The sequence below is a fragment of the Thermohalobaculum sediminis genome (assembly GCF_023487995.1).
In the GTDB taxonomy this organism is placed as follows: Bacteria; Pseudomonadota; Alphaproteobacteria; order Rhodobacterales; family Rhodobacteraceae; genus Thermohalobaculum; species Thermohalobaculum sediminis.
Map to the genome: position 1 here is coordinate 494,982 of NZ_JAMFKN010000001.1, position 24,987 is coordinate 519,968.

The following is a 24,987-nucleotide window of genomic DNA, read 5'->3' on the forward strand; positions in this document are numbered from 1 at the left end:
TACGGGCAAACGTCCGGCTATGCAAGGGGGCGCGGCGCTACTCGCCGGCCTCGACCGGACCCAGCCGCCAGGCCCGCATCTGCTCGTAATAAGGCAAGCAGGCCTCGACGATCGGCTCGAGCTCGGCCGGCACCGGTCCCGGCTCGCGATAGGGCGCGAATCCGGTCGACGCCTCGACCCGGCGGTACCAGTGCGCGGCCCAGACCCCGTCGCTTGGGCGGCGCCCGGCGGGCCAGCTCAGCATCGCCGGGTCGAAGCCCACGCCCAGCGCGCCGCACAGCGCCGGCAGCATCGCCTCGGGCCGCTCCAGCACGTCGCGCGCCTCGACGACCGGGGGCGCCATCCCGGTGATCTGGCAGACATGGTCGAACAGCTCGGCCTGCTGGCGATAGCCGAGGTCCTCGGCCCCCATGCCCTCCCAGCCGCGCTTGAACGAGGACGCCACCGCCTGCGGCGGCCGGATCAGGAAGGCGTGCCGCACCGCGCGCATCCAGCCCCGCGGCGAGCCGGGGATCATGTGCTGGCACATGTGCTTCTGATAGACGATCGGCGCCCCGGCCGCGGTCGCGCAGGTCTCGGCGATCTCGTCCCAGTCGACCGCATGGTGGGCGAGCACCTCGGCTCGCATCGGGTGATCGAGCCCGGTGTCCTTCAGGTATGCGCCGTAGAAAGGTTCGTCCATCACGGACGTGTCTGCCCGGTTCTCCCAGGCGCGCATCATCGCGGTCGAGATGTTGCGCGGGCCGGACCACATCGCGATCCGAATGGTGCAGGGCATCTGCCTCACGTCCTTGCCTGTTACGCCTACCGTGGCCTCCCCGCCCGGTCCGCCGCGCCTTCTCCCCGCAGCGCGGGAGGGCCCGGTCATCGCGTCTGGCCTGCCTCGGCGCCGGGCAGCTCTCGCCAGCCGCCGCCTCGCATCCGGTCTCAAGCCTGCCCGAGGAAAGTGGGGATGTTGAGGCACGATTTATCACCGATTCGTCACAAATGTCACAGGCTGCGGCAGATTTTCGACACGACCCCGATGTCGCGCCGCGCAGCTCCCCGCGCGCTTGTGAGCCGCCGCGGCCCGGTGCTATAGCGCCGCCCCATGCGTAAACCCGGACCCGCCCCCGATGCCAGCCCCCCCTCGGCCGCCAACGCGCCCGAGCCCGGCCCCGCGACGGCGCCCGAGGCCGAGCCGGACTGCTGGTATCTCAAGCACCGCGCGCGGATCGAGCGATGGCAGCGCCCGCTGGCGACGCCCTGGGACCGGCTGCGCGCCTGGACCAACATGCTGCTGGTCGACCACGGCATCCTGCGGCTGGTCTGGTCGAACACCTGGCGGGTCACGCCCGCGCTCTGGCGCTCGGCCCAGCCTGCGCCGCACAACCTGCGCCGCTTCCGCGCGGCGGGCGGGCGCACGGTGGTGACGCTGCGCGGCGGCCTCACCTTCGGCTCGCTGCCCATCGAGCGCGAGGCCTGCGCCCGCCTCGGTCTCGATTTCCGCAGCTTCACCTTGCGCTCGCGCGGGCTGCCCGGCCGCGATGAGCTGGCAGCCCTCGACCGCTTCTTCCACGACATCGAGCGCCCGGTGCTGCTGCACTGCAAGTCCGGCGCCGACCGGGCCGGGTTTGCCGCGGCGCTGTGGCTGATGCTGGTCGAGGGCGCGCCGGTCGCGGTCGCGCGGCGCCAGCTCTCGCTGCGCTTCGGCCATGTCCGTCAGTCGAAGACCGGGGTGCTCGACGCCTTCTTCGACGCCTATGCCCGCGAGGGCGAGGCGCGGGGCATGTCGCTGCGCGACTGGATCGTGACCGCCTATGACCCCGATTGCATCACCCGCGCGTTCCACGCCCGCGGCTGGGCCAGCCTGCTGATCGACGACATCCTGAAGCGCGAGTGACGCGCTCCGATCACGCGGCGTGATCGACCGCATCAAGATTTGCGCCTTGCCTTGCGCCGGGCGCAGCCTAGCCTTGACGCACTCCGCCCGGCGACCTCGACCGGGCGGCCCCATCCATGAGGACCGCATGACCCTCGCCGACACCCGCCTCGCCACCCGCACGCACGCGGCGACACCGCCCAGCCTGCGCCACGGGATCCATTTCCTTTCGATCCCCGGCCCCTCGGTGACGCCGCAGCGGGTGCTTGCGGCGATGGCTCGCGCGATGCCCAACATCTACGAGGGCGACCTCGTCGCGCGCTCCGAGGGGATCCTCGCCGAACTCCCCTCGATCGCGCGGACCAGCGGCATCCCCTTCATAGCGGTCGCCAACGGCCACGGGGCGTGGGAGATGGCGCTGACCAACACGCTCTCGCGCGGCGACAAGGTGCTGGTGCTGGAAAGCGGCCGCTTCGCCGTGGGCTGGGGTGAGATGGCCAAGGTTCTCGGCATCGAGGTCGAGATCCTCAACGCCCGCCCCCGCCGCGCCGTCGACCCCGCGGCCGTCGAAGCCCGCCTGCGCGCCGACCGGGCACACGAGATCAAGGCGGTGATGGTCGTGCAGATCGACACGGCCTCGTCGGTCTGGAACGACATCGCGGCGATCCGCAAGGCGATCGATGCGGCTGGCCACCCGGCGCTCTACATGGTCGACTGCATCGCGTCGCTGGGCTGCGTGCCCTACGAGATGGACGCCTGGGGCGTCGATGTCACCGTGGCGGGCAGCCAGAAGGGCCTGATGGTGCCGCCCGGCCTCGGCTTCTGCTGGGCGGGCCCGCGGGCGATGGAGGCGTGCCGCCGCGCCGATCTTCGCACCGGCTACTGGGACTGGCTCGCCCGCTCGACCGAGGGCATGCACTACCTGCGCTATTGCGGCACGCCGCCGGTGTCGCACCTCTTCGCGCTGCGCGAGGCGCTCGACATGATCGCCGAGGAAGGGCTCGAGAATGTCTGGGCCCGCCACACGGCCCTTGCCCGCGCCGTGCGGGCGGCGGTGGCGGTCTGGTCTACGCCGGGCGGGCTCGAGTTCAACGTCGAGGAGGCCGCCGAACGCTCCAACGCCGTCACCACGGTGCTGACCGGGGGCATCGACGCCGCGCGGCTCAGGACGGTCTGCGAGGAGCGCGCGGGACTGACCCTCGGCATCGGCCTCGGCACCTTCGAGGGCCGCGCCTTCCGGATCGGCCACATGGGGCACCTGAACCCGCCGATGATCCTTGGCACGCTCGCCACCATCGAGGCGGCGCTGATCGGCATGGGTGCGCCGATCGGCGGCTCGGGCATCGCCGCGGCGGCCATCTCGATTGCGGCCGATCTGGGGACGCAGGCGATCGGCACCGGGCAGGTCCACGGCTTCAACCCCTGATCGCCCGGCCCCGCGCCCCGCACCGCGCAGGGTTGCGGCTTCCCGGCGAGGCCGCAACCACCTAGACTTGGCCCCCGGGGAGCGGGGCGTCCGGCCTCGCGGCGCAGCGACGGGAAGGATGACGGGATGATCGCGTACACGATGGTCGGCACCAACGATCTCGACAGGGCCACCGCTTTCTACGACGCATTGCTTGCCGAGATCGGCGGCAAGCGCGCGATGGATCTGGACGGGGCCATCCTCTACGCCGGGGCCGAGGGCGCGCCGATCTTCTGCATCTGCACCCCCGCCGATGGAAACCCGGCGAGCGTCGGCAACGGCTCGATGATCGCCTTTGCCGCGAAGGACCCTGCCGAGGTAGACCGCCTCTACGCCCGGGCCATCGAGCTTGGCGCCACCGACGCGGGCAAGCCCGGCGCGCGCAGCCGCAGCGGCTTCGACTTCTACGCCGCCTATTTCCGCGATCCCGACGGGAACAAGTTCAACTTCATCAGCATGTGACCGCGGGGCTGGCGGCGACGCCTAGTCGTCGGCGTCCGGGCCCTGCCGCAGCGCCTTGACCTGGCCGCGCGCCTTCTTGGCCGCGACGCGCCGGCGCTGCGAGCCCTTGGTGGGCTTGGTCGGGATGCGCGGCTTGGGCGGGACGGCGGCGCGGGCGATCAGGTCGACCAGCCGGGCCAGCGCCTCCTCGCGGTTGCGCGCCTGGCTGCGGTGGGTGTCGGCGTGGATGACCAGCGCCCCGTCCTCGGTCCAGCGCCGCCCGGCAAGGCGCCTGAGCCGCGCCTTGACCTCGGGCGCGAGGTTCGGCGAGCGCGCCGCCTCGAACCGCAGCACGACCGCCGTCTCGACCTTGTTCACGTTCTGCCCGCCGGGGCCCGAGGCGCGCGCGAAGCTCTCGCTCAGTTCCCAGGGCTCGAGCGTGATCCGCTCGGTGACCCGAACCGGGCCGTCAGGCACCGCGGGGCCGTCCCCTCACGCCCGGCCCGGCCAGCGCGATCGCCGCCCGGAACGGCACCAGCGCCAGCAGGGCAAGCGCCAGCTTCACCCCGAAATCGCCGACCGCGAGGCTGACCCACAGCGCCACCGGCGCGCCCATGCCCAGGAGCGGCACCGGCGCCAGCGCCCAGTCCTCGTTCGCGCCGAGGAAGCCGAAGGCGGGCGCGAAGGCCATCGAGAAGAACAGGGCGGTATCGAGCGCCGAGCCGAAGAAGCTCGACACCAGCGGCGCGCGCCACCACGAGCCCGCCCGCAGCCGGTCGAACACAGCCACATCCAGCAACTGCGCGCAGAGGAACGCCGTCCCCGAGGCCACCGCGATGCGCGGCGTCGCCAGCCACACCGACAGCGCCACCGCCAGCACGAAGCCCGCCAGCACCACTCGCCGCGCGCCCGCCGCACCCAGATAGCGGTTAGACAGGTCGGTCACCAGGAAGGCCATCGGGTAGGTAAAGGCGCCCCAGGTCAGCCAGTCGTTGAACGGATACTGCACCAGCACGTTCGAGGCGGTGACGATCACCATCATCGCCACCACGCCGGTCAGAATGCCCCTTGCCTGCGCGCCCATATCCATCGCCTCCGCGTCGCCGGCGCTGGGAACGCGCCGGAAGGCCGGTTCTCTACGCCCCCTCGGCCCGCAAATGCAAGCGCCCCGTGTGGCGGCCCGCGTTGCCGCTGACTCGTCCCGGGGTCTCCCTGCCACCTTTGCCGGTGCCCCGGCCTTGAGCCGGGGCCTCGCCGCCATCCGCACCACGCCCCGCCCGCGAGGCCCCTACGCGGGGCGCGGGGACAGCGTCCACACCGCTCCGTCTCTCCCGGCCCAGCGGTCCGTTCTCAGACGCTCTCGCCCGCCATCAGGAGGTGCAGCTCATCTCCCTCATAGGGATGCGCCCGCGCGACTTCCTCGTCGAGCTCGATCCCCAGCCCCGGCCCCTGGGGTGGCAGGACGTGGCCGTCCTCCCAGCGGATCGGTTTCCTGAGCAGCTTCGCGTGGAAACCCTCCCACCGCTCGATCGATTCGAGGATCAGGAAGTTCGGGATGCACAGCGAGAGCTGAATGTTCGCCGCCCCCCCGACCGGCCCGCAATAGAGATGCGGCGCCAGTTGCACATATTTCGCCTCGGCCATCGCTGCGATCTTCTTGCCCTCGAGAATGCCACCCACCCGGCCAAGCTGCGGCTGCAGGATCCGCGCGGCCCCGGTCTCGAGCACCCGCGCGAATTCCCACTTGGTCGAGAGCCGCTCGCCCGTCGCCACCGGGACGCTGGTGGAACGCTGCACCTCGGCCATCGCCTCGGGCATGTCGGGCGGCACCGGCTCCTCGAACCACAAGGGGTCATAGGGCTCGATCCGGCGCGCGAGGCGCTTCGCGCCCGAGACGGTGAACTGCCCATGCGTGCCGAACAGCAGGTCCGCGCGCGTCCCCACCGCCTCGCGCAGCACCCGGCAGAACCGCTCGGAGCGGTCCAGGTCCTCGAGGCTCGGCTCGTGCCCGTCGAACACCGTGTAGGGCCCGGCCGGGTCGAACTTGAGCGCGGTGAAGCCCAGCGACAGGTAATGCGCCGCCCGCTCGGCCGCGATGTCTGGGTCGTTGTAGGCGTTGGGCAGGTTGGGGTCGGGGTAGGTGTCGCCCTCGGCCGGGTAGATATAGGTGTAGCTGCGCAGCCGGTCGCGGCAGCGCCCGCCCAAGAGGTCGCAGATCGGCTTGTCCGCCGACTTGCCCACGATGTCCCAGCACGCGACCTCGAGCCCCGACAGCACCCCGGTCAGCGTGGGGTCCGGCCGCAGGCTGTAGCCCGAGCCATATGTGAGCCGCCACAGATGCTCGATCCGGTGCGGATCGGCGCCCTCGAAATGGCGGGCGAACACGTCCTCGACCATCGCCTTCACGACCTTCGGCCCGAAGGCATGGGCATAGACCTCGCCGATGCCCGTGACCCCGCAGGCGGTGGTGAGCTTGACGACGATGAAATACCGCCCGCCCTTGCGCGGCGGCGGGTTGCCGATGATGAAAACCTCGCAGTCGCTGAGTTTCATGTCGCCCTGCCCTTCGCTCTCGCACGTTCGCGCATATGGGCTGAGAGTGACGGCGCGAGCCCCGATGCGCGCCGCGAAAAACGACAGGCCGGGTCGGAAATCGGGCGCATGACGGACGCACCCGGAAAATGCGAAGGGCGCCGCAGCCCTGCGGCCGCGGCGCCCCAGCAATCGGTCGAGAGGGCCTCAGCCCTTCATGGTCTTGGCGACCTCGGCCGCGAAGTCTTCCTCTTCCTTCTCGATCCCCTCGCCCACGGCGAGGCGGACGAAGGCCTTGACCTTCGCGCCGGGCGCAGCCTCGGCCACTGCCTTCTCGACGGTGAGGTCCGGGTTGATGACGAAGCTCTGCTTCAGGAGGCAGACCTCCTGGTAGAACTTGTTCATCCGGCCCACGATCATCTTCTCGATGACGTTGTCCGGCTTGCCCGACTCGCGGGCCTGCTCGGTCAGGACGGCCTTCTCGCGCTCGACCAGCGCGGGGTCGAGGTCGGCCACGTCGAGCGAGGCGGGCGAGGTCGCGGCGACATGCATCGCCACCTGCTTGCCCACGGCCGCGGCCTTGTCGGCATCGCCGCCCTCGATGGCGACCAGCACGCCGATCTTGCCCATGCCCTCGGCGGTCGCGTTGTGCACATAGGCCGCCACCGTCGAGCCCTCGACCGACGCCATCCTGCGCAGCGACAGGTTCTCGCCGATGGTCGCGATCTTGTCGGTCACGATCTCGCCCACGGTCTTGCCGCCCATCGGGGCCGCGCGCAGCGCATCGACGTCGGCCACGCCCAGCGCGACAGTGGCGATCTCGCCAACCATCTGCTGGAAGTCGGCATTGCGGCCGACGAAGTCGGTCTCCGAGTTCACCTCGACCACGACGCCGCGGCCACCCTTGACGGCGACGGCGACGAGGCCCTCGGCCGCGGTGCGCCCGGCCTTCTTGTCGGCCTTGGCGATGCCCTTGGCGCGCAGCCAGTCGACCGCGGCCTCCATGTCACCCCCGGTCTCGGTCAGCGCCTTCTTGGCATCCATCATGCCGGCGCCGGTCTTGTCGCGCAGCGCCTTCACCATGCTCGCGGTGATCGTCATCTCACTGTCTCCATTCTCGTTGCCGGCGCGGCCTCCGCGCCTCGCCGGGCGCGGCCGCGGCCGCGTCGCATATCGCAGCTTCGTGACGGCGCCGCGACGGCGCGCGTGGCGCCGCCGCCCTGCCCCGCCATCGGCGCGTCACTCGGCGGTCGCACCCTCGGCGGCCGCGGCGTCGAGGTCCTCGACCGGCAGGTCCTCGAGCTCGCCGAGGTCGAAGCCGGCAGCGTCGAGCTGGCTCGCCATGCCGTCGATCACCGCGCGCGCCGCGAGGTCGCAGTAGAGCGAGATCGCACGGCTCGCGTCGTCATTGCCGGGGATCGGGTAGGTTACGCCCTCGGGGTCGCAGTTCGAGTCGAGGATCGCGACCACCGGAATGCCAAGCTTCTTGGCCTCGAGGATCGCCAGCGCCTCCTTGTTCGTGTCGATCACGAACAGCATGTCCGGCAGCCCGCCCAGCTCTCGGATGCCGCCCAGCGAGGCGGTGAGCTTCGCGCGCTCGCGCTCGAGGTTCAGGCGCTCCTTCTTGGTGAAGCCCTGCGCGCCGCCGTCCAGCATCTCGTCGAGCGCCCGCAGCCGGTTGATCGAGTTCGACACGGTCTTCCAGTTGGTCAGCGTGCCGCCCAGCCAGCGGTGGTTCATGAAATACTGCGCCGAGCGCCGCGCGGCGTCGGCCAGCGGCTGCTGCGCCTGGCGCTTGGTGCCGACGAACAGGATCCGCCCGCCCTTCGACACGCAGTCGCGCATCGCCTTGAGCGCGGCATCGAGCATCGGCACGGTCTGGGTGAGGTCGAGGATGTGGATCCCGTTGCGGTCGCCATAGATGTAGGGCGCCATGCGGGGGTTCCAGCGATGCGTCTGGTGGCCGAAGTGGACACCCGCCTCGAGAAGCTGACGCAACGAAAAATCAGGCAGAGCCATCTGCGTTTTTCCTTTCCGGTTTCGCCGCGGCAGGGGTGAGAGCGTGAGCCCAACCGGTGGACCTCCGGGGATGTCTCCCCCATCGGCCCGAACCCTGCCTGTGGATTTCGTGGCGCGCGTATAGCCGGGATCGCGAACCGGCGCAAGACCGGGCGGGTTCGGGAGCCGGCGGACCTGACGGCAGCCCGGCGCCATGCTATGGCAGCGCCATGACCGCCGCCCCCGTCCTCGTCGCCGGGCCCACAGCCTCGGGCAAGTCCTCCCTCGCGCTCGCGCTGGCCGGGGCGCTGGGCGGCGTTGTGATCAACGCCGACAGCCAGCAGGTCTATGGCGGCTGGCGGATCCTGACCGCCCGCCCCTCGCAGCCCGAGGAGGCGCGCGCGCCGCACCGCCTCTACGGGCATGTGCCGCTGGGGGCGCCCTATTCGGTCGGCGAGTGGCTGCGCGATCTCGGCCCGGTGCTGGCCGAGGCGCGGGCGGCGGGGCTGCGACCGATCATCGTCGGCGGCACCGGGCTCTACTTCCGCGCGCTGACCGCAGGGCTCGCGGTGATCCCCCCGATTCCCGCGGCGGTGCGGGCGCGCGGCGAGGCGGCGCTCGAGCGCGACGGGCTTGGCGCCTTCGCCGCCGCGCTGGCGGCGCGCGATGCGGCCACCGCTGCGCGCATCGACCTCGCCAACCCCGCCCGCGTCCTGCGCGCGTGGGAGGTGCTGGAAGCCACCGGCCGGCCGCTCGCCGCGTGGCAGGACGACACGCCCGCGCCGCTCCTGCCGCTGGCCGGGACCGTTCCCCTCGCGCTCCTGCCGCCGCGCGAGGTGCTCGCGGCGCGCTGCGACGCGCGGCTCGACGCTATGCTGGCAGAAGGGGTGCTCGACGAGGTGCGCGCGGTGATGGCGCTTGGCCTCGCGCCGGACGCGCCGGGGATGAAGGCCGTGGGCGCGCCAGAGTTCATGGCGCATCTGCGCGGCGAGACCACGCTCGATACCGCGCTCGCTGCCGCGAAGCTCGCGACCCGGCGCTACGCCAAGCGCCAACTCACCTGGATCCGCGGCCAGATGGAAGGCTGGACCGTGCTGGAAACGCCCGAGCCCTATCGGGCGCTCGCGCGCGTCGCTGAAGCGGACGCGCAGGCCCGCGTCACCGGCTGAGGCGCGGGCCGGGGATCGTTCCGGCGGTGCGACCCGTCACCGGGCGCGATCACTCATCGTCGTCGCCGAACAGGCCCAGCATGCCGTCCACGACATCCTGCACTGCGGCGGTGACCGCCTTGTTCGCCGCGTCCTCGAGCAGGCCGAAGCTCACCTCGGGGTCTTCCTCGTTCACCACGCTCTCGCGGTAGGCGGCGATCTTGCCGACGCGCGAGGTCGGCGCGGCATTCGCCAGCGCGTTCTCGTTGGCATGCGCGGCATTCAGCGCGCCAAGCTGCGACGCCGTCGCCCCGTGCGCGCCATGCGCGTGGTCCGGATCGTGGCCGTAGCCGCGCCCTCGGCCGAAGCCGCGGCCGGTGTCGCCGTGATCGCTAGAGGCGGCACCATGCCCGCGCCCGTGGCCCCCACCGCCCTCGGCGCCGGCGGAGTCCGCGCCGCCACGGCCACCGCCGTTGCCGCCGCCATTTCCTCCGCCGCCGCCTCCGCCGCCACCGCCGCCCTTGGCATGGGCGATCGGCGCGCCGCCGGTCGGGCCGCCGACCGGCGCGGCAGCGAATGCAAGGCCGAGCGCGATCGCTGCGGCGACCGACGCAACCTGGCCTTTGGTTCCGAATTTCGACATTAGGAATTCCCCCGCACTGTACGCCGCACAAGACCCGGGTGCGGATGCCGTGCCGTCGCGGGTCCTCAGGCCTGGATGACCGGCAGTTCCCGCCGCCACGACGCGATCTTGCCACAAAACGCCACCTCGTGCCGCTTCGTTCCGCTGCACCGTCCGCGGATCGTTCCTTTTTTGCTCCCGTCGCGCTTGACGCGGCCGCGAAATCGGTTCATGTGTCCGTCCGACACTCAGGAGAGATGCCCATGGGGCGGATTCTTGTAATCGCGGCGCGCGGGGAACGGATGGGCTGAGCCCAAGCCGACCTTTGCGCGCATCTGGCCCCTCGACGGGGCTTTTTTTATGCCCGGATGTCAGGCAGAAACCCGGGATCACGGCGAGGAGAAGATCGATGACGACCGAGATGACCGGCGCGGAAATCGTCGTTCAGGCGCTCAAGGACCAGGGCGTCGAGGTGGTGTTCGGCTATCCCGGCGGCGCGGTGCTTCCGATCTACGACGAGATCTTCAAGCAGAACGAGATCCGCCACATCCTGGTTCGCCACGAGCAGGGCGCGGCGCATGCGGCCGAAGGCTATGCCCGCTCGACCGGCAAGCCCGGCGTCGTCCTCGTGACCTCGGGCCCCGGTGCCACGAACGCCGTCACCGGCATGACCGACGCGCTGATGGACTCGATTCCGCTGGTCGTCCTGACCGGGCAGGTCCCCACCTTCATGATCGGCAACGACGCCTTCCAGGAGGCCGACACGGTCGGCATCACCCGGCCCTGCACCAAGCACAACTGGCTGGTGAAGGACACCGACCGGCTGGCCGACACGATCCACCGAGCCTTCCATGTCGCCACCCGCGGCCGCCCTGGCCCGGTCCTGGTCGACATCCCCAAGGACGTGCAGTTCGCCACCGGCACCTATGTGCCGCCGGAGGCCGCCCAGACCCACACCTACGCCCCCCGCACGCGCGGCGACCGCGCCGCGATCGAGGCCGCGGTGGACCTGCTGGAGCAGGCCGAGCGGCCGATCCTCTACACCGGCGGCGGTGTCATCAACTCGGGCCCGCGCGCCTCGAAGCTGCTGCGCGAACTGGCGGCCGAGACCGGCTTCCCGCTCACCTCGACGCTGATGGGGCTCGGTGCCTACCCGGCCTCGGGCCCCGCCTGGATCGGCATGCTGGGCATGCACGGCACTTACGAGGCCAACATGGCGATGCATGGCTGCGACGCCATGTTCTGCATCGGCGCACGCTTCGACGACCGCATCACCGGCAAGCTCGACGCCTTCTCGCCCGGCTCGCGCAAGGTGCACATCGACATCGACCCCTCGTCGATCAACAAGAACATCCGGGTCGAGGTCCCCATCGTCGGCGACATCGCCGAGGTGCTGGAGGAGATGCTGGAGATCTGGCGCGCCCGCGGCTCCGCGAGACGCGACACCGCCGCGTGGTGGAAGCAGATCGAGGCCTGGCGCGCGGTCAAGTGCCTGACCTACAAGCCCTCGAAGACCTCGATCAAGCCGCAATACGCGCTCGAGCGGCTCGAGGCGCTGACCAAGGGATACGACCGCTACATCTGCACCGAGGTCGGCCAGCACCAGATGTGGGCCGCCCAGTTCATGGGCTTCGACGAGCCGAACCGGTGGATGACCTCCGGCGGCCTCGGCACCATGGGCTACGGCACCCCGGCATCCATCGGCGTGCAGATCGCCCACCCCGGCGCGCTGGTGATCAACGTCGCGGGCGAGGCGTCCTGGCTGATGAACATGCAGGAGATGGGCACGGCGGTGCAGTATCGCCTGCCGGTCAAGCAGTTCATCCTCAACAACGAGCGCCTGGGCATGGTGCGCCAGTGGCAGCAGCTCTTGCATGGCGAGCGCTACTCGCATTCCTGGTCCGAGGCCCTGCCCGACTTCGTGAAGCTGGCCGAGGCCTTCGGCTGCAAGGGCATCAAGTGCGACGACCCGGCCGAGCTGGACGACGCGATCGCCGAGATGCTGGCCTATGACGGCCCGGTGATCTTCGACTGCCTGGTCGAGAAGCACGAGAACTGCTTCCCGATGATCCCCTCGGGCAAGGCGCACAACGAGATGCTGCTGGGCGACGCCTCGACCGAGGGCGCCATCGAGGCAGGCGGCGCGGTCCTGGTCTGAGGGCCGCCCGCGCGGCCGATTTCGACGGAGAGCAGTGGCGAGCGATGGCCGACGAGACGCTGACAACCGGGCTTGCCGCGCCCGCGCTTCGCAAGCGGGCGCTGCCGGTGCTCTATTTCAGCTACGGCATGACCAAGTGCGGGTCGACGCTGGCCTTCGAGATGGTGCGCACCATCCTCGCGCAGGCGGGCTTCGCGCAGCCCCGGCTCAGCGCCGAGGCGGTCGCAGACTGGTCCGCGATCAACTTCGCCGAAGGGCTCGCCCCCGAACGTGTTGCCGCCCTGCGCCGCGAGGCGGAGGCTCTCGGCCACCCGGTCGTCGTCAAGCTGCATGGCGGCTGCACCCGTGCCGCGGCCGAACTGCTGCGCGAGGGCGTGGCGCAGGCGCACGCAGTCTACCGCGACCCCCGCGACATGGCGCTCTCGCTCATGGATGCGGGCGCGCGGGCGCGCGAGAACGGGCGCCCCGCCTTTTCCGAGATCGCGACGCTCGACGACGCGCTCGTGGCGATGCGCCGCCAGCACCGGACACTCTGCACCTGGCTGCGGCGCCCGATGGTCGCGCCGCTGTGCTACGACGACGTGGCCTTTGACCCGGTGCGGACGATCCGGCGGCTCGCGCGCCAGATCGGCGTGCCGGCCGAGCCCGCCCATGTGCTCGAGACGATCGAGCGCGAGCGCTTCACCCAGCGCAACAAGGCGGTGCGCGCGCGGCACGAGACCGAGCTCGCGCCGCAGGACAGCGCGCGCATCGCCGCCGCCTTCGCGCCGCTGACCAGCATCTCGATCGACGCCCGCGTACCGCGCTTCGCGGGCCAGCCCGCCCGCTATCAGGACTGGCGGCGGGCGCTCGCGGCCGCGGCCCGCGATCATCTCGAAGCCCCGGCATGACCGGGCGCCGCCGGCCGCGGCACGCGAGACCGGCCGGACCAAAGGCACACGCCGCCCGCGGGGCGGCCAAGGACGGAGCGAACGGCACATGAGCCCGATGACCCTGAAGCCCGGATCGAGCGCGCAGAGCGCCTACAACCTGCGCTCGACCCTGCCCGAGAGCCACGAGCGCCACACGCTGAGCGTGCTGGTGGACAACGAGCCGGGCGTCCTCGCCCGCGTGATCGGCCTCTTTTCCGGCCGCGGCTACAACATCGAGAGCCTGACGGTGGCCGAGACCGACCACGCCTCGCACCTCTCGCGCATCACCATAGTCACCAGCGGCACGCCGCAGGTGATCGACCAGATCCACGCCCAGCTCGAGCGCATGGTGCCGGTCCATGCCGTCACCGACCTCACCGTGCTGGGCGCCCATATCGAGCGCGAGCTGGCGCTGGTGAAGGTCGCCTCGACCGGCGAGAAGCGGGTCGAGGCGCTGCGCATGGCCGACCTGATGCAGGCGCGCTGCGTCGATGTCACGCTCGAGAGCTTCGTCTTCGAGATCGCCCAGACCTCGGACCAGATCGACGCCTTCATCGAATTGATGCGCCCGCTCGGCCTCGTCGAGGTGGCGCGCACTGGCGTCGCCGCCGTGATGCGCGGCAGGGAGCCGATGGAATGATCCCCCGCGCGGCGCTCCTCGCGCTCGCCCTCGCCGCCCTCGCGGGCTGCGCGGCGGGCGACGGGCAGGACGCCGGCACCGCGGCCGGAGCCGATGCCGCCGCGCCCGCGACAGCCGAGCCGGGCGACGCCGCGGCAGCCCCCGCGTCCCCCGGCGCCGCGCTGCCGCGTCCCGGCGGCGCCCTGCCCGACCCCCAGCCGGGCGCCCCGGCAGGCGAGGGCGCAGGCCTGCGCGAGGTCGATCCCGCCGACATCCGCGACATCTACCTCGCCTTCGAAGGAAAGCCGGGCGGGGTCATGTCGGTCATCTTCGCCATCGACGCGAACGCGAACGCCAACCCCTCGGACGAGCCCGCGCTGCGCCTCAGCCCCGAGAACGGCGCCTGCAACCCGCAGGAGCTTTCCGCCTACCGCTTCCGCGAGGGCGCCTCGCGCGTCTTCAGCATCGACGAGGCCCGGCGCGGCGTGACGCCCGACACCCTGCCCCGTTTCCTCGCCGCCGCCGTGACCGAGGCGATGCTGCGCGACGGCCTCGCCGCCCAGCGCGAGGAGACGCTTCCCCAGAACGTCTGCACCCGCAAGCTTTGGGAGGTGCTGGTCGCCAACCAGCGTGCGCGCGCTCAGGCCGCTGGACAACTCTAGACCCATCCACTAACCAGCCGCCGGGACGGAAACCGGCGGCGGCCCCAGCCGGCAATGGCGCCACGGGCCAGTCAGACCGAGACCACGAGGAAAGGACGAGACGGACATGCGCGTCTATTACGATCGCGATTGCGACATCAACCTGATCAAGGACAAGAAGGTGGCCATCGTCGGCTATGGCAGCCAGGGCCACGCCCACGCGCTGAACCTGCGCGACTCGGGCGCGAAGCATCTCGCCGTCGCGCTGCGCCCGGGCTCGGCCTCGGCGCGCAAGGCCGAGGCCGAGGGTCTCACGGTGATGTCGATCGCCGACGCCGCGAAGTGGGCCGACCTGATCATGATGTGCATGCCCGACGAGCTGCAGGCCGAGACCTACTACGCCCATATCCACGACAACCTGCGCGAGGGCGCGGCGATCGCCTTCGCCCACGGCCTCAACATCCACTTCCGGCTGATCGAGCCGAAGAAGGGCGTCGACGTGCTGATGATGGCGCCGAAGGGCCCCGGCCACACCGTGCGCGGCGAGTTCGTCAAAGGCGGCGGGGTGCCCTGCCTCGTGGCGGTCGACAACGACGCCTCGGGCCGCGCGCTGGAGTTGGGCCTCAGCTACTGCTCGGCGATCGGCGGCGGCCGCTCGGGCATCATCGAGACGAACTTCAAGGAAGAATGCGAGACCGACCTGTTCGGTGAGCAGGCCGTGCTCTGCGGCGGCCTCGTGGAACTCATCCGCATGGGCTTCGAGACCCTGGTCGAGGCCGGCTACGCCCCCGAGATGGCCTACTTCGAGTGCCTGCACGAGGTGAAGCTGATCGTCGACCTGATCTACGAGGGCGGCATCGCCAACATGAACTACTCGATCTCGAACACCGCCGAATATGGCGAGTATGTCTCGGGCCCGCGCATCCTGCCCTATGCCGAGACCAAGGCCCGCATGAAGGCCGTGCTCGACGACATCCAGCAGGGCCGCTTCGTGCGCGACTGGATGCTCGAGTGCAAGGCCGGCCAGCCCTCGTTCAAGGCGATCCGCCGCAACAACGACGCCCACCAGATCGAGCAGATCGGCGAGAAGCTGCGCGGCATGATGCCGTGGATCGCCGCGAACCGCATGGTGGACAAGTCGAAGAACTGAGCCGGCGGCGCCGGGGACGGCCGGGCATGGAGGGAGCCGCCGCACTCGACGGCCTGCGCCTCTGGCTCGGCGTCGCCGGCACCGTCGCCTTCGCCGTCACGGCGGTCATTGCAGTCGCGCCGAAGGGGGTCGACCTCTTCGGCGTCGTCGTTCTGGGGGTCATCACCGCGGTCGGCGGCGGCACGATTCGCGACCTCATCATCGGCGTGCCGGTGTTTTGGACCCTCGACCAGACGCTCCTGTGGGTGGCGCTTGGCGCAAGCCTCGCGGCCTTCGCCGCCCAGCCGCTGTTCCAGCGCCGCGCGCTGGTCGTGGCGCTTCTCTACCTCGACGGGCTGGGCGCGGCGGTGTTCGGCATCCAGGCGGTCACCAAGGTCTGGGCGCTCGACATCGGTCGGCCGCTCGCGCCGATCCTGCTGGGAGTGGTGACCGCCGTCGGCGGCGGCATCCTGCGCGACGTGCTGGCCGGGCGGCCCACGCTCCTGATGACGCGCGAGCTCTATGCCGTGCCGGTTCTGACCGGCTGCACGCTCTATGCCGCGGCGCTGGCGCTGTGGCCCCGGCACGGGAGCGAAGCGGCGGTGGTCGCCGCCTGCCTCATCTTCGCGATCCGGGCGGCCGCGATCCGGTGGAAGCTGGTGATGCCCCGGATGCTCGTGACGCACGCGAGCTCCGACGGCTGAGCCCGGGCGGCCCCCCGCGGCGGCGCCCGCTCAGAACCGCGCAGCCCGCCCCAGCCTCAGCGCCATCACCAGCATGCCCCAGAACAGCGCCCCCTGCCCATGCGCCGCCAGCGTCGCGGGGCCGCGGAAGGTGACCAGCGCCAGCAGCCGTTCGGGCCCCGGGGGCAGGCCGATCTCGAGCACCCAGGGCGGTCCGCCGGCCAGCACCTCGAACCAGAGCGCCACCGCCTGAGGCGCGACCCAGGCGAAAAGCCAGAAGCCGAGGATGGCAACCGCCGCGCGTCCCGCGATGCCACGCCCGCGCCCGACGCGCCGCACGGCCACGAGCGCCGCCAGCGTGAACACCGCCAGCACCGCCAGAAGTCCCGCCGCTGTCAGGAAATCGAGCTGGAAGAAAGGATCGCCGCGATACATGCCCGTCTGATAGCCTAGGCCCCGCGGCCGCGCCAGTGCCGCCCGCTCACGCCGCCGCGAGCACCGCACGGCCCATCTCGGCCCATATTGGCCCGGCGCCCCCGCCCTGCTATGCACGCGGCATGACGCCCGACCCGCTCGCCCTCGCCTCGCGGTCCGGCCTGCCCGAGGACCTGCGCTTCCTGCTCGGCAGCATCCCGCGGCCGGACTGGCACGCGCATCCGAATTTCGGGCCGCTCACCCGCTTCTATCTCGACCGGCACGCCATGTTTCGCGAGCTTTCGGACCTCATGGCGGCGGATCTTCGCGCGCGCCTCGACGGCGCGGACGGGCGAGGGCGGCATCACGGCCGCTTCCTCAGCCTCGCCGGGCTCTTCCTGCGCGAGCTTCACACGCACCACATGGTCGAGGACCACCATTATTTCCCGGCGCTGATGCGGCTCGAGGCCCGGCTCGGCCGCGGCTTCGCGATCCTCGAGCGCGACCACGCGGCACTGGACGCGCGGCTCCACGGATTCGCCGCTGACGTGCGCGCCCTTGCCGCGGCTCCTCCCGGCGACCAGCGCGCGGCGCGCGCCATGCTCGCCGGGATCGAGGCGCTGGCGCCGCTCATCGCCCGCCACCTCGACGACGAGGAGGAGATCGTCATCCCCCTCATGCTCGACCGCGGCGAGGCGGCGCTGGGCGTCTGAGCCCGCCCGCGCGGTTGACACCGATCAACCCCCGCGCGGCGCGCGGCGTGCTATCGTGGATACAAGGGAGATCGGGAGGGCCACGGATGCTGGGATTCGGAGAGCACACCTACCGGCTGCTCGCGCCGGAGGACATTTCGGCCGCGCGCGCGCATCTCGAGGCCTTCGACACCGAGGACCTCTTCCAGCACTTCCACCAGTTCATGGAGGCGGACGATTTCGACGACTGGGCCGAGCGTGCGCTGGGCCACGACCTCGTCGGCTGCTTCGAGCATGGCCGCCTCGTCGGCCTCGCCGAGATCGCCTATGACGAGGCCGAATGCGAGATCGCGCTGAGCGTCGACCCCGACCGGCGCGGGCGCGGCATCGGCACCCGGCTGTTCGAGCGCGCCTGCGCCCGCGCCATCGAGCGCGGCGCGCTGCGCGCGGCGGTGCTGGTCTCGCGCGGCGACCGGCCGATGATCGACCTCGCCGTTCGTCACGAGGGCTATACCGCCTACAAGCGCGGCGAGTCGCTGATCATGCCGGGCGCACCGCATTCGCTGCTCACCTGGCTCATCTTCGACCTCGAGCACATGCCGCCGACCGACCTGTTCGGCAAGGCGGTGCGCAGCGTGCGCGTGGCGCTGGGCCTCGAGACCGAGCGCAGCACCGCCAACCTGCGCAGCCGCGATTGACGCGCCCGCCCCGCCCTGCTCACCTGCACATCCGGCGCGGCGCGGCAGAGGCGAGGACACGGGCATGGCGACAGGCATCGGCGAGATCGCGGGGCAGTCGGTCCTGGTGATCGGCGGCACCTCGGGCATCGGCCTTGCGGCGGCGCGCGCCTTCGACGCGGCAGGCGCCAGGGTCACGATCGCCGGCCGCTCGGCCGAGCGGGGTGTCGCCGCCTGTGCCGGCCTCGGCACCGACGCCGTGTTCCGGCGCTGCGACGCCTCGGAACCCGCCGATCTCGAGCTGCTGGTCGCCGACACGCTCGCCGCCCGCGGCCGGATCGACACGCTGATGGTCTCGCCCGGCACGACGCGGCTGCCGGAACTGCTGTTCCGCCAGAGCCTCGAGGATATCCGGACCAGCTTGACGCGCGACCTCGCCCCGGTGCTGCTCGCCTGCCGCGCGGTGCTGCCGGTGATGATGGCCCAGGGCGCGGGCTGCATCATCAACGTGGCCTCCGACGCGGGCAAGATCGCCACGCCGGGCGAGAGCGTCATCGGCGCCGGCATGGCGGCGATCATCCAGTTCACCCGCGGCCTCGCCATCGAGGGCAAGCGCAACGGCATCCGCGCCAACGTCATCACGCCCTCGCTGGTCGAGGGCACGCCCCTGACCGACCGGCTGATGGTCGAGGGCACCTTCCCCGCGAAGCTGTTCGCCAAGGCGCGCCAGCTCGCGCATCTGGGCCCCACCACGCCCGAGGACCTCGCGGCGCTGGCTCTGTTCCTCGCGGGACCGGGGGCTGCGCGCATCACCGGGCAGGCGATATCGGTCAATGGCGGCATCAGCGCGGCCTGAACCCTGCCCGCCGTGGATCGCTTTTCCAATCGACACCGCGCGTCCGAGGGGCTAGAACCGCGCCCGATCGAGGGCGGCCCGCGACGGCACGCCCCCTGAAGATTTGGACGGAGACTGCGCCGCCATGGAGAATGTCGTTCTCGTCATCCACCTGATCCTCGCGATCTGCCTGATCGCGGTGGTGCTGCTGCAGCGCTCCGAAGGGGGCGCGCTGGGCATCGGCGGCGGCGGGGGCGGGCTGGTGTCGGCGCGCGGCGCGACCACGGCGCTCTCGAAGATCACCTGGTTCCTCGCCATCGGGTTCATCACGACCTCGATCTCGCTCACCGTGCTCTCGGGCGGCGGGCGCGACACCGGATCGGTGCTCGACCAGTTCATCCAGGAGGGCGAGGGCCAGATCCCGCTGCCCGACCTGCCCGCGCCGGCCGACGACGGCGCCGCCCTGCTGCCGCCCGCCGCCGGGACAGCGGCGCCTGCCGAGGGCGCGCCGGCCGAAGGCGCGCCGCAGACGCCGCCGGCGGCTCAGTGACGGAAGCTCCGCCGTCCGGTCCCAGCGCCGGGCGCGCGGAGGCGGGCGGGACGCCGCCGCCCGCGACCTTCCTCGACCGGCTCGACCGCGCGCTCGCGCGCCTGCTCGACCGCGCCGCGGTCTCGCCCTTTCGTGCCGCGCTGATCGTGGCGCTGGTCGCGCTTGCGGTCACGCTGCCGGGGCTCGCGGCGCTGCCCGTCACCGACCGCGACGAGGCGCGCTTCGTGCAGGCCACGAAGCAGATGCTGGAGACCGGCGAACTCGTCGACATCCGCTTCCAGGACGAGCCGCGCTGGAAGAAGCCCGTCGGCATCTACTGGCTCCAGGCGGCTGCGACCTCGGCCTTCGGCGGCACCGAGGCGCCGGTCTGGGCCTACCGCATCCCCTCGGCGCTGGCGGTGGTGCTCGGCGCGCTTGCGACGCTCTGGGCGGCATGGCCGCTCGCTGGCCCGCGCGCGGCCCTGATCGCCGGCATCGCCCTTCCCACCGCCATCCTCGCAACCGTCGAGGCACACATCGCCAAGACCGACGCGACGCTGATGCTCTGCGCCGTCGTCGCGCTCGGCGCGCTCGGGCGCGCGCTGGCGGGGCGGTCGGGGCGGCACACCTGGCTCGCCTTCTGGCTCGCGCTCGCGGTCTCGATCCTCGTCAAGGGGCCGGTTGTCCCGACAATCGTGGCGCTGGCCGGCGTGGGGGTCTGGCTCGGCCTCCTGCGGCTGCCGCGCCTCGGCGCCCTGCGGCCGCTTGCGGGCCTCCTGCTGACCGCGCTCATCGTCGCGCCCTGGCTGGTCGCGATCTGGGTGATCTCGGAGGGCCGCTTCTTCGCCGAGTCGGTGGGCGAGGACCTGATCGCCAAGGTGCGCGAGGGGCAGGAATCGCATGGCGCGCCGCCGGGGGTCTATCTCGCGCTGGTCTGGCTCACCTTCTGGCCCTGGGCGGCGTTCCTGCCGCTGGCGGCGCGGCGGCTCTGGGCGGGGCGGCGCGAGGTCGGGGCGGTGCTGGTGCTCGCCTGGGTGGTGCCGTTCTGGCTGCTGCTCGAGGCCGTGCCGACCAAGCTGCCGCACTACGTCCTGCCGCTCTACCCGGCGCTCGCCATCGCCGTGGGCGCGGCGCTCGCCGGTCCGCCCGCCGCCCCGCCCGGGCGCTGGCCGGGGCGGCTCGCGGCGGTCCTGATGGCGCTGCCCGCCGTCGGCCTGGGGCTCGCCGTAATCGCGCTGCCGCTCGCGGTCGAGGGCGTGCTGGTCTGGCAGGCGGCGCTTCTGGGCATCGCGGGCGCGGGCCTCGGGCTTGTGGCGGCCCGGGCCGCGCGGCGCGGCCTGCGGCTCGCTCAGGCGGCGAGCGGCGTGCTGGCGGCGCTTGCGCTCTATCCGGCCGCGCTCCATTTCGCCCTGCCGGCCATGGCCACCGCCTTCCCCTCGCCCCGCATGGCGGCGCTGGCCGAGCAGTTCGCGCCCTGCGCCTCGGGGCCGCTGATGTCGCTCGGCTACCGCGAGCCGAGCCTCGTCTTCCTGACCGAGACCGCCACCGTCCTAGGCCCGCCCGACGCGATCGCGGCGCGGCTGGTGGCCGATCCCGGCGCGATGGCGCTGGTCGAGAGCCGCTGGCGGCCCATCCTCGACGACCTCCTCGGCCCCGAGGCCCCGCCGCTGATCGAGCGCGCGGCTCTGAGCTACTTCAACTACAACCGCGGCAAGTCCGAGACCGCGCATCTCCTGACCCGCGACGATCCGCGCTGGGCCGCATGCACGCCGCCGCAATAGCCCGCTTGGCCCGCCCGCGCGCATCCACTATGGTCGCGCCCGCCCGGGGGAGAGACGCGAGGGAGGGGGGATGACCGGAACGCCACGCTTCACCGTCGTCGCCCCGATGCTCAACGAGGCCGAAAACGTCGCGCAGATGGCGCGCGAGATCGCCGAGGCCTGCGCGCCCCTCGCCCCCTTCGAGGCGATCTTCGTCAATGACGGCTCGACCGACGCTACGCCTGCGCGCATCGCGGCCCTGCGCGCCGAGTTCCCCTGGCTGCGCGAGGTGCGCCACGCCGCGCCCTGCGGCCAGTCGGCGGCGGTGCGCTCGGGCGTCATCGCCGCGCGCGCGCCGATCGTCTGCACCATCGACGGCGACGGCCAGAACCCGCCGTCGGAAATCCCGCGCCTTGTCGCGCCGCTCCTCGCCGGCCGCCCCCGCCTCGGACTGGTGGCGGGCGAGCGGGTCGCGCGCCAGGATTCGAAGCGCAAGCGCTTCGGCTCGATCCTCGCGAACCGCCTGCGCGCTCGCGTGCTGAGGGACGACACCCGCGACACCGGCTGCGGGCTCAAGGCCTTCCCGCGCGAGGTGTTCCTGAGCCTGCCCTTCTTCGACCACATGCACCGCTACCTGCCCGCGCTGGTCAAGCGCGAGGGCTGGGAGATCGAGCGCATCGACGTGAGCCACCGCGCCCGCGCCGCGGGCCGCTCGAAATACACCAATCTCGGGCGGCTCATGGTCAGCGTCATGGACCTCGTCGGCGTCTGGTGGCTGATCCACCGCCGCCGCCTGCCGGTCGTCACCCACGAGGACCCCTGATGCAGATCCTCATGTCGGCGCTGGGCGCGCAGACGCGGGCCGAGCTGATCTGGATCCTCGTGGGCCTGGGCGGGCAGGCGCTGTTCATGATGCGCTTCCTGATCCAGTGGATCGCCTCCGAGAAGGCGCGCCGCTCGGTCGTGCCGGTCGCGTTCTGGTGGTTCTCGATCGGGGGGGCGGCGATCCTGCTCGCCTACGCGATCTATCGCGCCGACCCGGTGTTCATCCTCGGCCAGTCGCTGGGGTTCTTCATCTACACGCGAAACCTCTGGTTGATCCACGCCGAGCGCCGCCGCGACCGGCTGCCGTGACGGGCCGGGCGGCGAATTCATCCACATGAAATCGCCCCCGCCACGGCCTTCCGCACCTTGCCGCCCCGGCCGGAATCCCGTATACGTCAAATCCCGTAATACGACATAAGGGGCCGCGGCACGCGCCCCATACAACATCTACGGGGTTCCGGGCATGGCGCGATTCATCTTCATCACCGGCGGCGTGGTTTCGTCGCTCGGCAAGGGCCTCGCGTCGGCGGCGCTCGGGGCGCTGTTGCAGGCGCGTGGCTACACGGTGCGGCTGCGCAAGCTCGACCCCTATCTGAACGTCGACCCCGGCACGATGTCGCCCTTCGAGCATGGCGAGGTCTTCGTCACCGATGACGGGGCCGAGACCGACCTCGACCTCGGCCATTACGAGCGCTTCACCGGCGTGGCCGCCCGGCGCACCGATTCCATCTCGTCGGGCCGGATCTACCAGAACGTGCTCGACAAGGAGCGTCGCGGCGACTACCTCGGCAAGACCATCCAGGTGATCCCCCACGTCACGAACGAGATCAAGGACTTCCTCCGCATCGGCGAGGATGGGACCGATTTCATGCTGTGCGAGATCGGCGGCACGGTGGGCGACATCGAGGGGCTGCCCTTCTTCGAGGCCATCCGCCAGTTCGCGCAGGAAAAACCCCGCGGCCAGTGCATCTTCATGCACCTGACGCTGCTGCCCTACCTCGCCGCCTCGGGCGAGCTGAAAACGAAACCCACCCAGCACTCGGTCAAGGAACTGCGCGCCATCGGCATCGCGCCCGACGTGCTGGTCTGCCGCACCGAGCACCCGATCCCCGAGACCGAGCGCGCCAAGATCGCGCTGTTCTGCAACGTGCGGCCCGAGGCGGTGATCCCCGCCATGGACCTCGCCTCGATCTACGAAGCACCACTGGCCTACCACGCCGTGGGCCTCGACCAGGCGGTGCTCGACGCCTTCGCGATCCAACCCGCGCCGCGCCCCAACCTTGCCGTCTGGCAGGACGTGGTCGAGCGCATCCACCACCCCGACGGCGAGGTGCGCATCGCGGTGGTGGGCAAGTACACCCGGCTCGAGGACGCCTACAAGTCGATCGCCGAGGCGCTGACCCATGGCGGCATCGCCAACCGCGTCAAGGTCCGCGCCGAGTGGATCGACAGCGAGATCTTCGAGCGCGAGGACCCCACCCCCTGGCTCGAAGGCTTCCACGGCATCCTCGTCCCCGGCGGCTTCGGCGAGCGCGGGACCGAGGGCAAGATCCGCGCGGCCCAATTCGCGCGCGAGCGCAGCGTGCCATACCTCGGCATCTGCCTCGGCATGCAGATGGCGGTGATCGAGGCGGCGCGAAACCTCGCGGGGCTCAAGACCGCGGGCTCCGAGGAGTTCGACCACGAAGCCGGCGCGCGCCGCTTCGAGCCGGTGGTCTACCACCTCAAGGAATGGGTCGAGGGCAACCGCACCATCAAGCGCGAGGTGAGCGACCAGAAGGGCGGCACCATGCGCCTCGGCGCCTACAACGCCACGCTGTCCGAGGGCTCGAAGGTCGCGGAGATCTACGGCTCCCGCGCCATCTCGGAACGCCACCGCCACCGCTACGAGGTCGACATCAAGTACCGCGAGAAGCTGGAGGAAGCGGGGCTGAAGTTCTGCGGCATGTCGCCCGATGGGAGGCTGCCCGAGATCGTGGAGTTCGAGGGGCATCCGTGGTTTATTGGGGTCCAGTTCCACCCGGAGCTGAAGTCGAAACCCTTCCAGCCGCACCCGCTGTTTGCGGATTTCGTGCGGGCAGCGGTGGAGCAGTCGAGGCTGGTTTGAGTGGAGATAAATTTGATGAGCTATCTCGCAATAGCGCGGTGAATTTTACGCGGGATGCGTGTTCGGCTGCACGCCGTCAGGAATGGATAGTGACGGAGGCGATCACAGTCCTGACAAGTTTCTCGAACGAGGAGAGTGCCGATCCGCCTCTCTCCGGAATCCACCCATCAATGAGACTTACCTGTACGAGCACAATTACAATCGCCGCCTTTGGATCGACCTCGCGCTTTCTGAACCAGACGGCGCAATGAAGCGCGCGGCTCTGGGCGTGCAGATTTAGCCCTGCCGCGAGATGTTCCTCATAGACGAAATGTGAGTCAGTACAAAAGATCATTTGATCGTCCTTGGGAGTTGGCAATGGAAGCTCATGGCGATTCCAGTTGAAGAGCTTCACGCTCAGAGATTCTTCCGCGCGCCGTTGTCGGTTCAGAGACCACATATGCGAACGGAGAATCTCCTGCGCATGCCACTCGGCGGCAAAGCTATCCGGCTTGTCGTCCGCGCGCGGGAAATGGTGGTCCTTCTCGTAGACCTCGATCTGTATCGTGTGACCGGATGACAACGTCTTGAGAAAGCGTGCCGCGCGTTCTCCACGTCCGAGCGCTGGGTCGCGTTGAAGGACGAAGCCGGAAGGAAGGTCGATCCCGATGTGACGTGGCCCCTCGGCAGCCGCACCCTCCGTCGAATTTGCATGGCCGCCCATCGCCGTCGCGGACAATGCCATCGCCACGATGAATACTGCGATGATCGAGATCCTGCTCGACTGTCGCGTGACAAAAATCATTTAAAGCCTGGATTTCCGAACTCCGTTCATCCCCCTTGATGAAGCCGCCGTGTAGAGCGGAAGTCAAGCCAGTGAACGCCGGTGCCGCGTGTGGTTCAACGCCCGCGGGGTGTGTCGTGCCGCGCGCGCCTGCGGGTTGATCTACAATGATGCACC

28 protein-coding genes are annotated in these 24,987 nt (G+C 70.9%); 18 read left to right on the plus strand and 10 right to left on the minus strand.

The genetic code is table 11. The features are described from left to right. Positions 1-37 precede the first annotated feature (37 nt). Positions 38-766 (minus strand): sulfotransferase-like domain-containing protein, encoded by a 729-nt coding sequence (locus tag M1105_RS02415; RefSeq protein WP_455153128.1) that lies wholly within the window; start codon positions 764-766, stop codon positions 38-40. Positions 767-1,090: 324 nt separating this feature from the next. On the opposite strand from M1105_RS02415, the gene M1105_RS02420 reads away from it, so the two are divergent. The 3 genes from M1105_RS02420 (at position 1,091) to M1105_RS02430 (ending at position 3,788) form a co-directional block, all read left to right on the plus strand. Beyond that, positions 1,091-1,882 carry a tyrosine-protein phosphatase gene (locus tag M1105_RS02420; RefSeq protein ID WP_249578746.1) on the plus strand — a complete coding sequence of 264 codons (792 nt, stop codon included), beginning with the start codon at positions 1,091-1,093 and terminating at the stop codon, positions 1,880-1,882. 127 nt (positions 1,883-2,009) lie between these two features. Next, the gene (locus M1105_RS02425; RefSeq protein WP_249578747.1) at positions 2,010-3,287 is read left to right on the plus strand and encodes a pyridoxal-phosphate-dependent aminotransferase family protein; all 1,278 of its coding nucleotides are present in this window, start codon (positions 2,010-2,012) and stop codon (positions 3,285-3,287) included. 126 nt (positions 3,288-3,413) lie between these two features. Continuing rightward, positions 3,414-3,788, plus strand: coding sequence for a VOC family protein (locus M1105_RS02430; protein ID WP_249578748.1), 375 nt, complete (start codon positions 3,414-3,416; stop codon positions 3,786-3,788). A 21-nt stretch (positions 3,789-3,809) separates the two neighbouring features. On the opposite strand, the gene arfB is transcribed toward M1105_RS02430, so the two are convergent. The 5 genes from arfB to rpsB form a co-directional block, all read right to left on the minus strand. Then, on the minus strand, positions 3,810-4,244 hold the full coding sequence (gene arfB / locus M1105_RS02435) for an alternative ribosome rescue aminoacyl-tRNA hydrolase ArfB (protein WP_249578749.1): 435 nt from the start codon (positions 4,242-4,244) through the stop codon (positions 3,810-3,812). Next, a complete protein-coding gene (locus tag M1105_RS02440) occupies positions 4,237-4,851 on the minus strand; it encodes a VUT family protein (RefSeq protein ID WP_249578750.1) in 615 nt (204 codons plus the stop codon). The genes arfB and M1105_RS02440 overlap by 8 nt, the downstream gene beginning before the upstream one ends. A gap of 266 nt (positions 4,852-5,117) precedes the next feature. Beyond that, positions 5,118-6,320, minus strand: a complete 1,203-nt coding sequence (locus M1105_RS02445; protein ID WP_249578751.1) for a mandelate racemase/muconate lactonizing enzyme family protein — start codon at positions 6,318-6,320, stop codon at positions 5,118-5,120. A gap of 186 nt (positions 6,321-6,506) precedes the next feature. Further along, positions 6,507-7,400, minus strand: a complete 894-nt coding sequence (gene tsf / locus M1105_RS02450) for a translation elongation factor Ts (RefSeq protein WP_249578752.1) — start codon at positions 7,398-7,400, stop codon at positions 6,507-6,509. 138 nt (positions 7,401-7,538) lie between these two features. Then, positions 7,539-8,318, minus strand: coding sequence for a 30S ribosomal protein S2 (rpsB, locus tag M1105_RS02455; protein WP_249578753.1), 780 nt, complete (start codon positions 8,316-8,318; stop codon positions 7,539-7,541). 209 nt (positions 8,319-8,527) lie between these two features. Between rpsB and miaA the strand changes: the two genes are divergently transcribed. Beyond that, positions 8,528-9,466, plus strand: a complete 939-nt coding sequence (miaA, locus tag M1105_RS02460; RefSeq protein ID WP_249578754.1) for a tRNA (adenosine(37)-N6)-dimethylallyltransferase MiaA — start codon at positions 8,528-8,530, stop codon at positions 9,464-9,466. Between the two features lie 49 nt (positions 9,467-9,515). Here miaA and M1105_RS02465 read toward each other — a convergent pair whose 3' ends face one another. Together M1105_RS02465 and M1105_RS02470 are read right to left on the minus strand one after the other, a co-directional pair. Next, a complete protein-coding gene (locus M1105_RS02465; protein ID WP_249578755.1) occupies positions 9,516-10,088 on the minus strand; it encodes a hypothetical protein in 573 nt (190 codons plus the stop codon). Positions 10,089-10,153: 65 nt separating this feature from the next. Further along, positions 10,154-10,300: a hypothetical protein gene (locus M1105_RS02470; protein WP_249578756.1), complete on the minus strand. Its 147-nt coding sequence runs from the start codon at positions 10,298-10,300 to the stop codon at positions 10,154-10,156. A 176-nt stretch (positions 10,301-10,476) separates the two neighbouring features. Between M1105_RS02470 and M1105_RS02475 the strand changes: the two genes are divergently transcribed. The 6 genes from M1105_RS02475 to M1105_RS02500 all read left to right on the plus strand — a co-directional run bounded on the left by M1105_RS02475 (position 10,477) and on the right by M1105_RS02500 (position 16,229). Continuing rightward, a complete protein-coding gene (locus tag M1105_RS02475) occupies positions 10,477-12,225 on the plus strand; it encodes an acetolactate synthase 3 large subunit (protein WP_249578757.1) in 1,749 nt (582 codons plus the stop codon). Positions 12,226-12,269: 44 nt separating this feature from the next. Then, positions 12,270-13,115, plus strand: coding sequence for a sulfotransferase domain-containing protein (locus M1105_RS02480; RefSeq protein WP_249578758.1), 846 nt, complete (start codon positions 12,270-12,272; stop codon positions 13,113-13,115). 88 nt (positions 13,116-13,203) lie between these two features. Further along, entirely contained in the window at positions 13,204-13,776 is a 573-nt protein-coding gene (ilvN, locus tag M1105_RS02485; protein ID WP_249578759.1) for an acetolactate synthase small subunit, read from the plus strand. Beyond that, complete coding sequence (locus M1105_RS02490) at positions 13,773-14,417, plus strand: hypothetical protein (protein ID WP_249578760.1); 645 nt, start codon at positions 13,773-13,775, stop codon at positions 14,415-14,417. The genes ilvN and M1105_RS02490 overlap by 4 nt, the downstream gene beginning before the upstream one ends. A gap of 106 nt (positions 14,418-14,523) precedes the next feature. Then, positions 14,524-15,546: a ketol-acid reductoisomerase gene (gene ilvC / locus M1105_RS02495; protein WP_249578761.1), complete on the plus strand. Its 1,023-nt coding sequence runs from the start codon at positions 14,524-14,526 to the stop codon at positions 15,544-15,546. Positions 15,547-15,572: 26 nt separating this feature from the next. Then, positions 15,573-16,229 (plus strand): trimeric intracellular cation channel family protein, encoded by a 657-nt coding sequence (locus M1105_RS02500; RefSeq protein ID WP_249578762.1) that lies wholly within the window; start codon positions 15,573-15,575, stop codon positions 16,227-16,229. 30 nt (positions 16,230-16,259) lie between these two features. Here M1105_RS02500 and M1105_RS02505 read toward each other — a convergent pair whose 3' ends face one another. Further along, positions 16,260-16,643 (minus strand): hypothetical protein, encoded by a 384-nt coding sequence (locus tag M1105_RS02505; RefSeq protein ID WP_249578763.1) that lies wholly within the window; start codon positions 16,641-16,643, stop codon positions 16,260-16,262. Between the two features lie 122 nt (positions 16,644-16,765). On the opposite strand from M1105_RS02505, the gene M1105_RS02510 reads away from it, so the two are divergent. From M1105_RS02510 to M1105_RS02545, 8 genes are all read left to right on the plus strand, one after another. Then, positions 16,766-17,335 carry a hemerythrin domain-containing protein gene (locus M1105_RS02510; RefSeq protein WP_249578764.1) on the plus strand — a complete coding sequence of 190 codons (570 nt, stop codon included), beginning with the start codon at positions 16,766-16,768 and terminating at the stop codon, positions 17,333-17,335. 86 nt (positions 17,336-17,421) lie between these two features. Continuing rightward, entirely contained in the window at positions 17,422-18,012 is a 591-nt protein-coding gene (locus tag M1105_RS02515) for a GNAT family N-acetyltransferase (protein ID WP_249578765.1), read from the plus strand. 64 nt (positions 18,013-18,076) lie between these two features. Continuing rightward, positions 18,077-18,847 carry an SDR family NAD(P)-dependent oxidoreductase gene (locus tag M1105_RS02520; protein ID WP_249578766.1) on the plus strand — a complete coding sequence of 257 codons (771 nt, stop codon included), beginning with the start codon at positions 18,077-18,079 and terminating at the stop codon, positions 18,845-18,847. Positions 18,848-18,971: 124 nt separating this feature from the next. After that, positions 18,972-19,376, plus strand: coding sequence for a preprotein translocase subunit SecG (gene secG, locus M1105_RS02525; RefSeq protein ID WP_249578767.1), 405 nt, complete (start codon positions 18,972-18,974; stop codon positions 19,374-19,376). Then, positions 19,373-21,136 (plus strand): ArnT family glycosyltransferase, encoded by a 1,764-nt coding sequence (locus M1105_RS02530; RefSeq protein ID WP_249578768.1) that lies wholly within the window; start codon positions 19,373-19,375, stop codon positions 21,134-21,136. Before secG ends, M1105_RS02530 begins: the two co-directional genes overlap by 4 nt. Before the next feature lie 70 nt (positions 21,137-21,206). Then, positions 21,207-21,938 carry a glycosyltransferase family 2 protein gene (locus M1105_RS02535; RefSeq protein ID WP_249578769.1) on the plus strand — a complete coding sequence of 244 codons (732 nt, stop codon included), beginning with the start codon at positions 21,207-21,209 and terminating at the stop codon, positions 21,936-21,938. Further along, on the plus strand, positions 21,938-22,249 hold the full coding sequence (locus M1105_RS02540) for a lipid-A-disaccharide synthase N-terminal domain-containing protein (RefSeq protein WP_249578770.1): 312 nt from the start codon (positions 21,938-21,940) through the stop codon (positions 22,247-22,249). Before M1105_RS02535 ends, M1105_RS02540 begins: the two co-directional genes overlap by 1 nt. 154 nt (positions 22,250-22,403) lie before the next feature. Continuing rightward, entirely contained in the window at positions 22,404-24,047 is a 1,644-nt protein-coding gene (locus M1105_RS02545; RefSeq protein ID WP_249578771.1) for a CTP synthase, read from the plus strand. A gap of 76 nt (positions 24,048-24,123) precedes the next feature. Here M1105_RS02545 and M1105_RS02550 read toward each other — a convergent pair whose 3' ends face one another. Then, a complete protein-coding gene (locus M1105_RS02550) occupies positions 24,124-24,831 on the minus strand; it encodes a hypothetical protein (protein ID WP_249578772.1) in 708 nt (235 codons plus the stop codon). Between the last annotated feature and the right edge of the window lie 156 nt (positions 24,832-24,987).

Excerpts from the sequence above, each read along its gene's own strand:
- M1105_RS02420 (WP_249578746.1), top strand. The coding sequence starts at position 1,091 with ATGCGTAAACCCGGACCCGCCCCCGATGCCAGCCCCCCCTCGGCCGCC.
- M1105_RS02425 (WP_249578747.1), top strand. The coding sequence starts at position 2,010 with ATGACCCTCGCCGACACCCGCCTCGCCACCCGCACGCACGCGGCGACA.
- M1105_RS02430 (WP_249578748.1), top strand. The coding sequence starts at position 3,414 with ATGATCGCGTACACGATGGTCGGCACCAACGATCTCGACAGGGCCACC.
- M1105_RS02440 (WP_249578750.1), bottom strand. The coding sequence starts at position 4,851 with ATGGGCGCGCAGGCAAGGGGCATTCTGACCGGCGTGGTGGCGATGATG.
- M1105_RS02445 (WP_249578751.1), bottom strand. The coding sequence starts at position 6,320 with ATGAAACTCAGCGACTGCGAGGTTTTCATCATCGGCAACCCGCCGCCG.
- tsf (WP_249578752.1), bottom strand. The coding sequence starts at position 7,400 with ATGACGATCACCGCGAGCATGGTGAAGGCGCTGCGCGACAAGACCGGC.
- rpsB (WP_249578753.1), bottom strand. The coding sequence starts at position 8,318 with ATGGCTCTGCCTGATTTTTCGTTGCGTCAGCTTCTCGAGGCGGGTGTC.
- miaA (WP_249578754.1), top strand. The coding sequence starts at position 8,528 with ATGACCGCCGCCCCCGTCCTCGTCGCCGGGCCCACAGCCTCGGGCAAG.
- M1105_RS02465 (WP_249578755.1), bottom strand. The coding sequence starts at position 10,088 with ATGTCGAAATTCGGAACCAAAGGCCAGGTTGCGTCGGTCGCCGCAGCG.
- M1105_RS02470 (WP_249578756.1), bottom strand. The coding sequence starts at position 10,300 with ATGAACCGATTTCGCGGCCGCGTCAAGCGCGACGGGAGCAAAAAAGGA.
- M1105_RS02475 (WP_249578757.1), top strand. The coding sequence starts at position 10,477 with ATGACGACCGAGATGACCGGCGCGGAAATCGTCGTTCAGGCGCTCAAG.
- M1105_RS02480 (WP_249578758.1), top strand. The coding sequence starts at position 12,270 with ATGGCCGACGAGACGCTGACAACCGGGCTTGCCGCGCCCGCGCTTCGC.
- ilvN (WP_249578759.1), top strand. The coding sequence starts at position 13,204 with ATGAGCCCGATGACCCTGAAGCCCGGATCGAGCGCGCAGAGCGCCTAC.
- M1105_RS02490 (WP_249578760.1), top strand. The coding sequence starts at position 13,773 with ATGATCCCCCGCGCGGCGCTCCTCGCGCTCGCCCTCGCCGCCCTCGCG.
- ilvC (WP_249578761.1), top strand. The coding sequence starts at position 14,524 with ATGCGCGTCTATTACGATCGCGATTGCGACATCAACCTGATCAAGGAC.
- M1105_RS02500 (WP_249578762.1), top strand. The coding sequence starts at position 15,573 with ATGGAGGGAGCCGCCGCACTCGACGGCCTGCGCCTCTGGCTCGGCGTC.
- M1105_RS02505 (WP_249578763.1), bottom strand. The coding sequence starts at position 16,643 with ATGTATCGCGGCGATCCTTTCTTCCAGCTCGATTTCCTGACAGCGGCG.
- M1105_RS02510 (WP_249578764.1), top strand. The coding sequence starts at position 16,766 with ATGACGCCCGACCCGCTCGCCCTCGCCTCGCGGTCCGGCCTGCCCGAG.
- M1105_RS02515 (WP_249578765.1), top strand. The coding sequence starts at position 17,422 with ATGCTGGGATTCGGAGAGCACACCTACCGGCTGCTCGCGCCGGAGGAC.
- M1105_RS02520 (WP_249578766.1), top strand. The coding sequence starts at position 18,077 with ATGGCGACAGGCATCGGCGAGATCGCGGGGCAGTCGGTCCTGGTGATC.
- secG (WP_249578767.1), top strand. The coding sequence starts at position 18,972 with ATGGAGAATGTCGTTCTCGTCATCCACCTGATCCTCGCGATCTGCCTG.
- M1105_RS02535 (WP_249578769.1), top strand. The coding sequence starts at position 21,207 with ATGACCGGAACGCCACGCTTCACCGTCGTCGCCCCGATGCTCAACGAG.
- M1105_RS02540 (WP_249578770.1), top strand. The coding sequence starts at position 21,938 with ATGCAGATCCTCATGTCGGCGCTGGGCGCGCAGACGCGGGCCGAGCTG.
- M1105_RS02545 (WP_249578771.1), top strand. The coding sequence starts at position 22,404 with ATGGCGCGATTCATCTTCATCACCGGCGGCGTGGTTTCGTCGCTCGGC.
- M1105_RS02550 (WP_249578772.1), bottom strand. The coding sequence starts at position 24,831 with ATGATTTTTGTCACGCGACAGTCGAGCAGGATCTCGATCATCGCAGTA.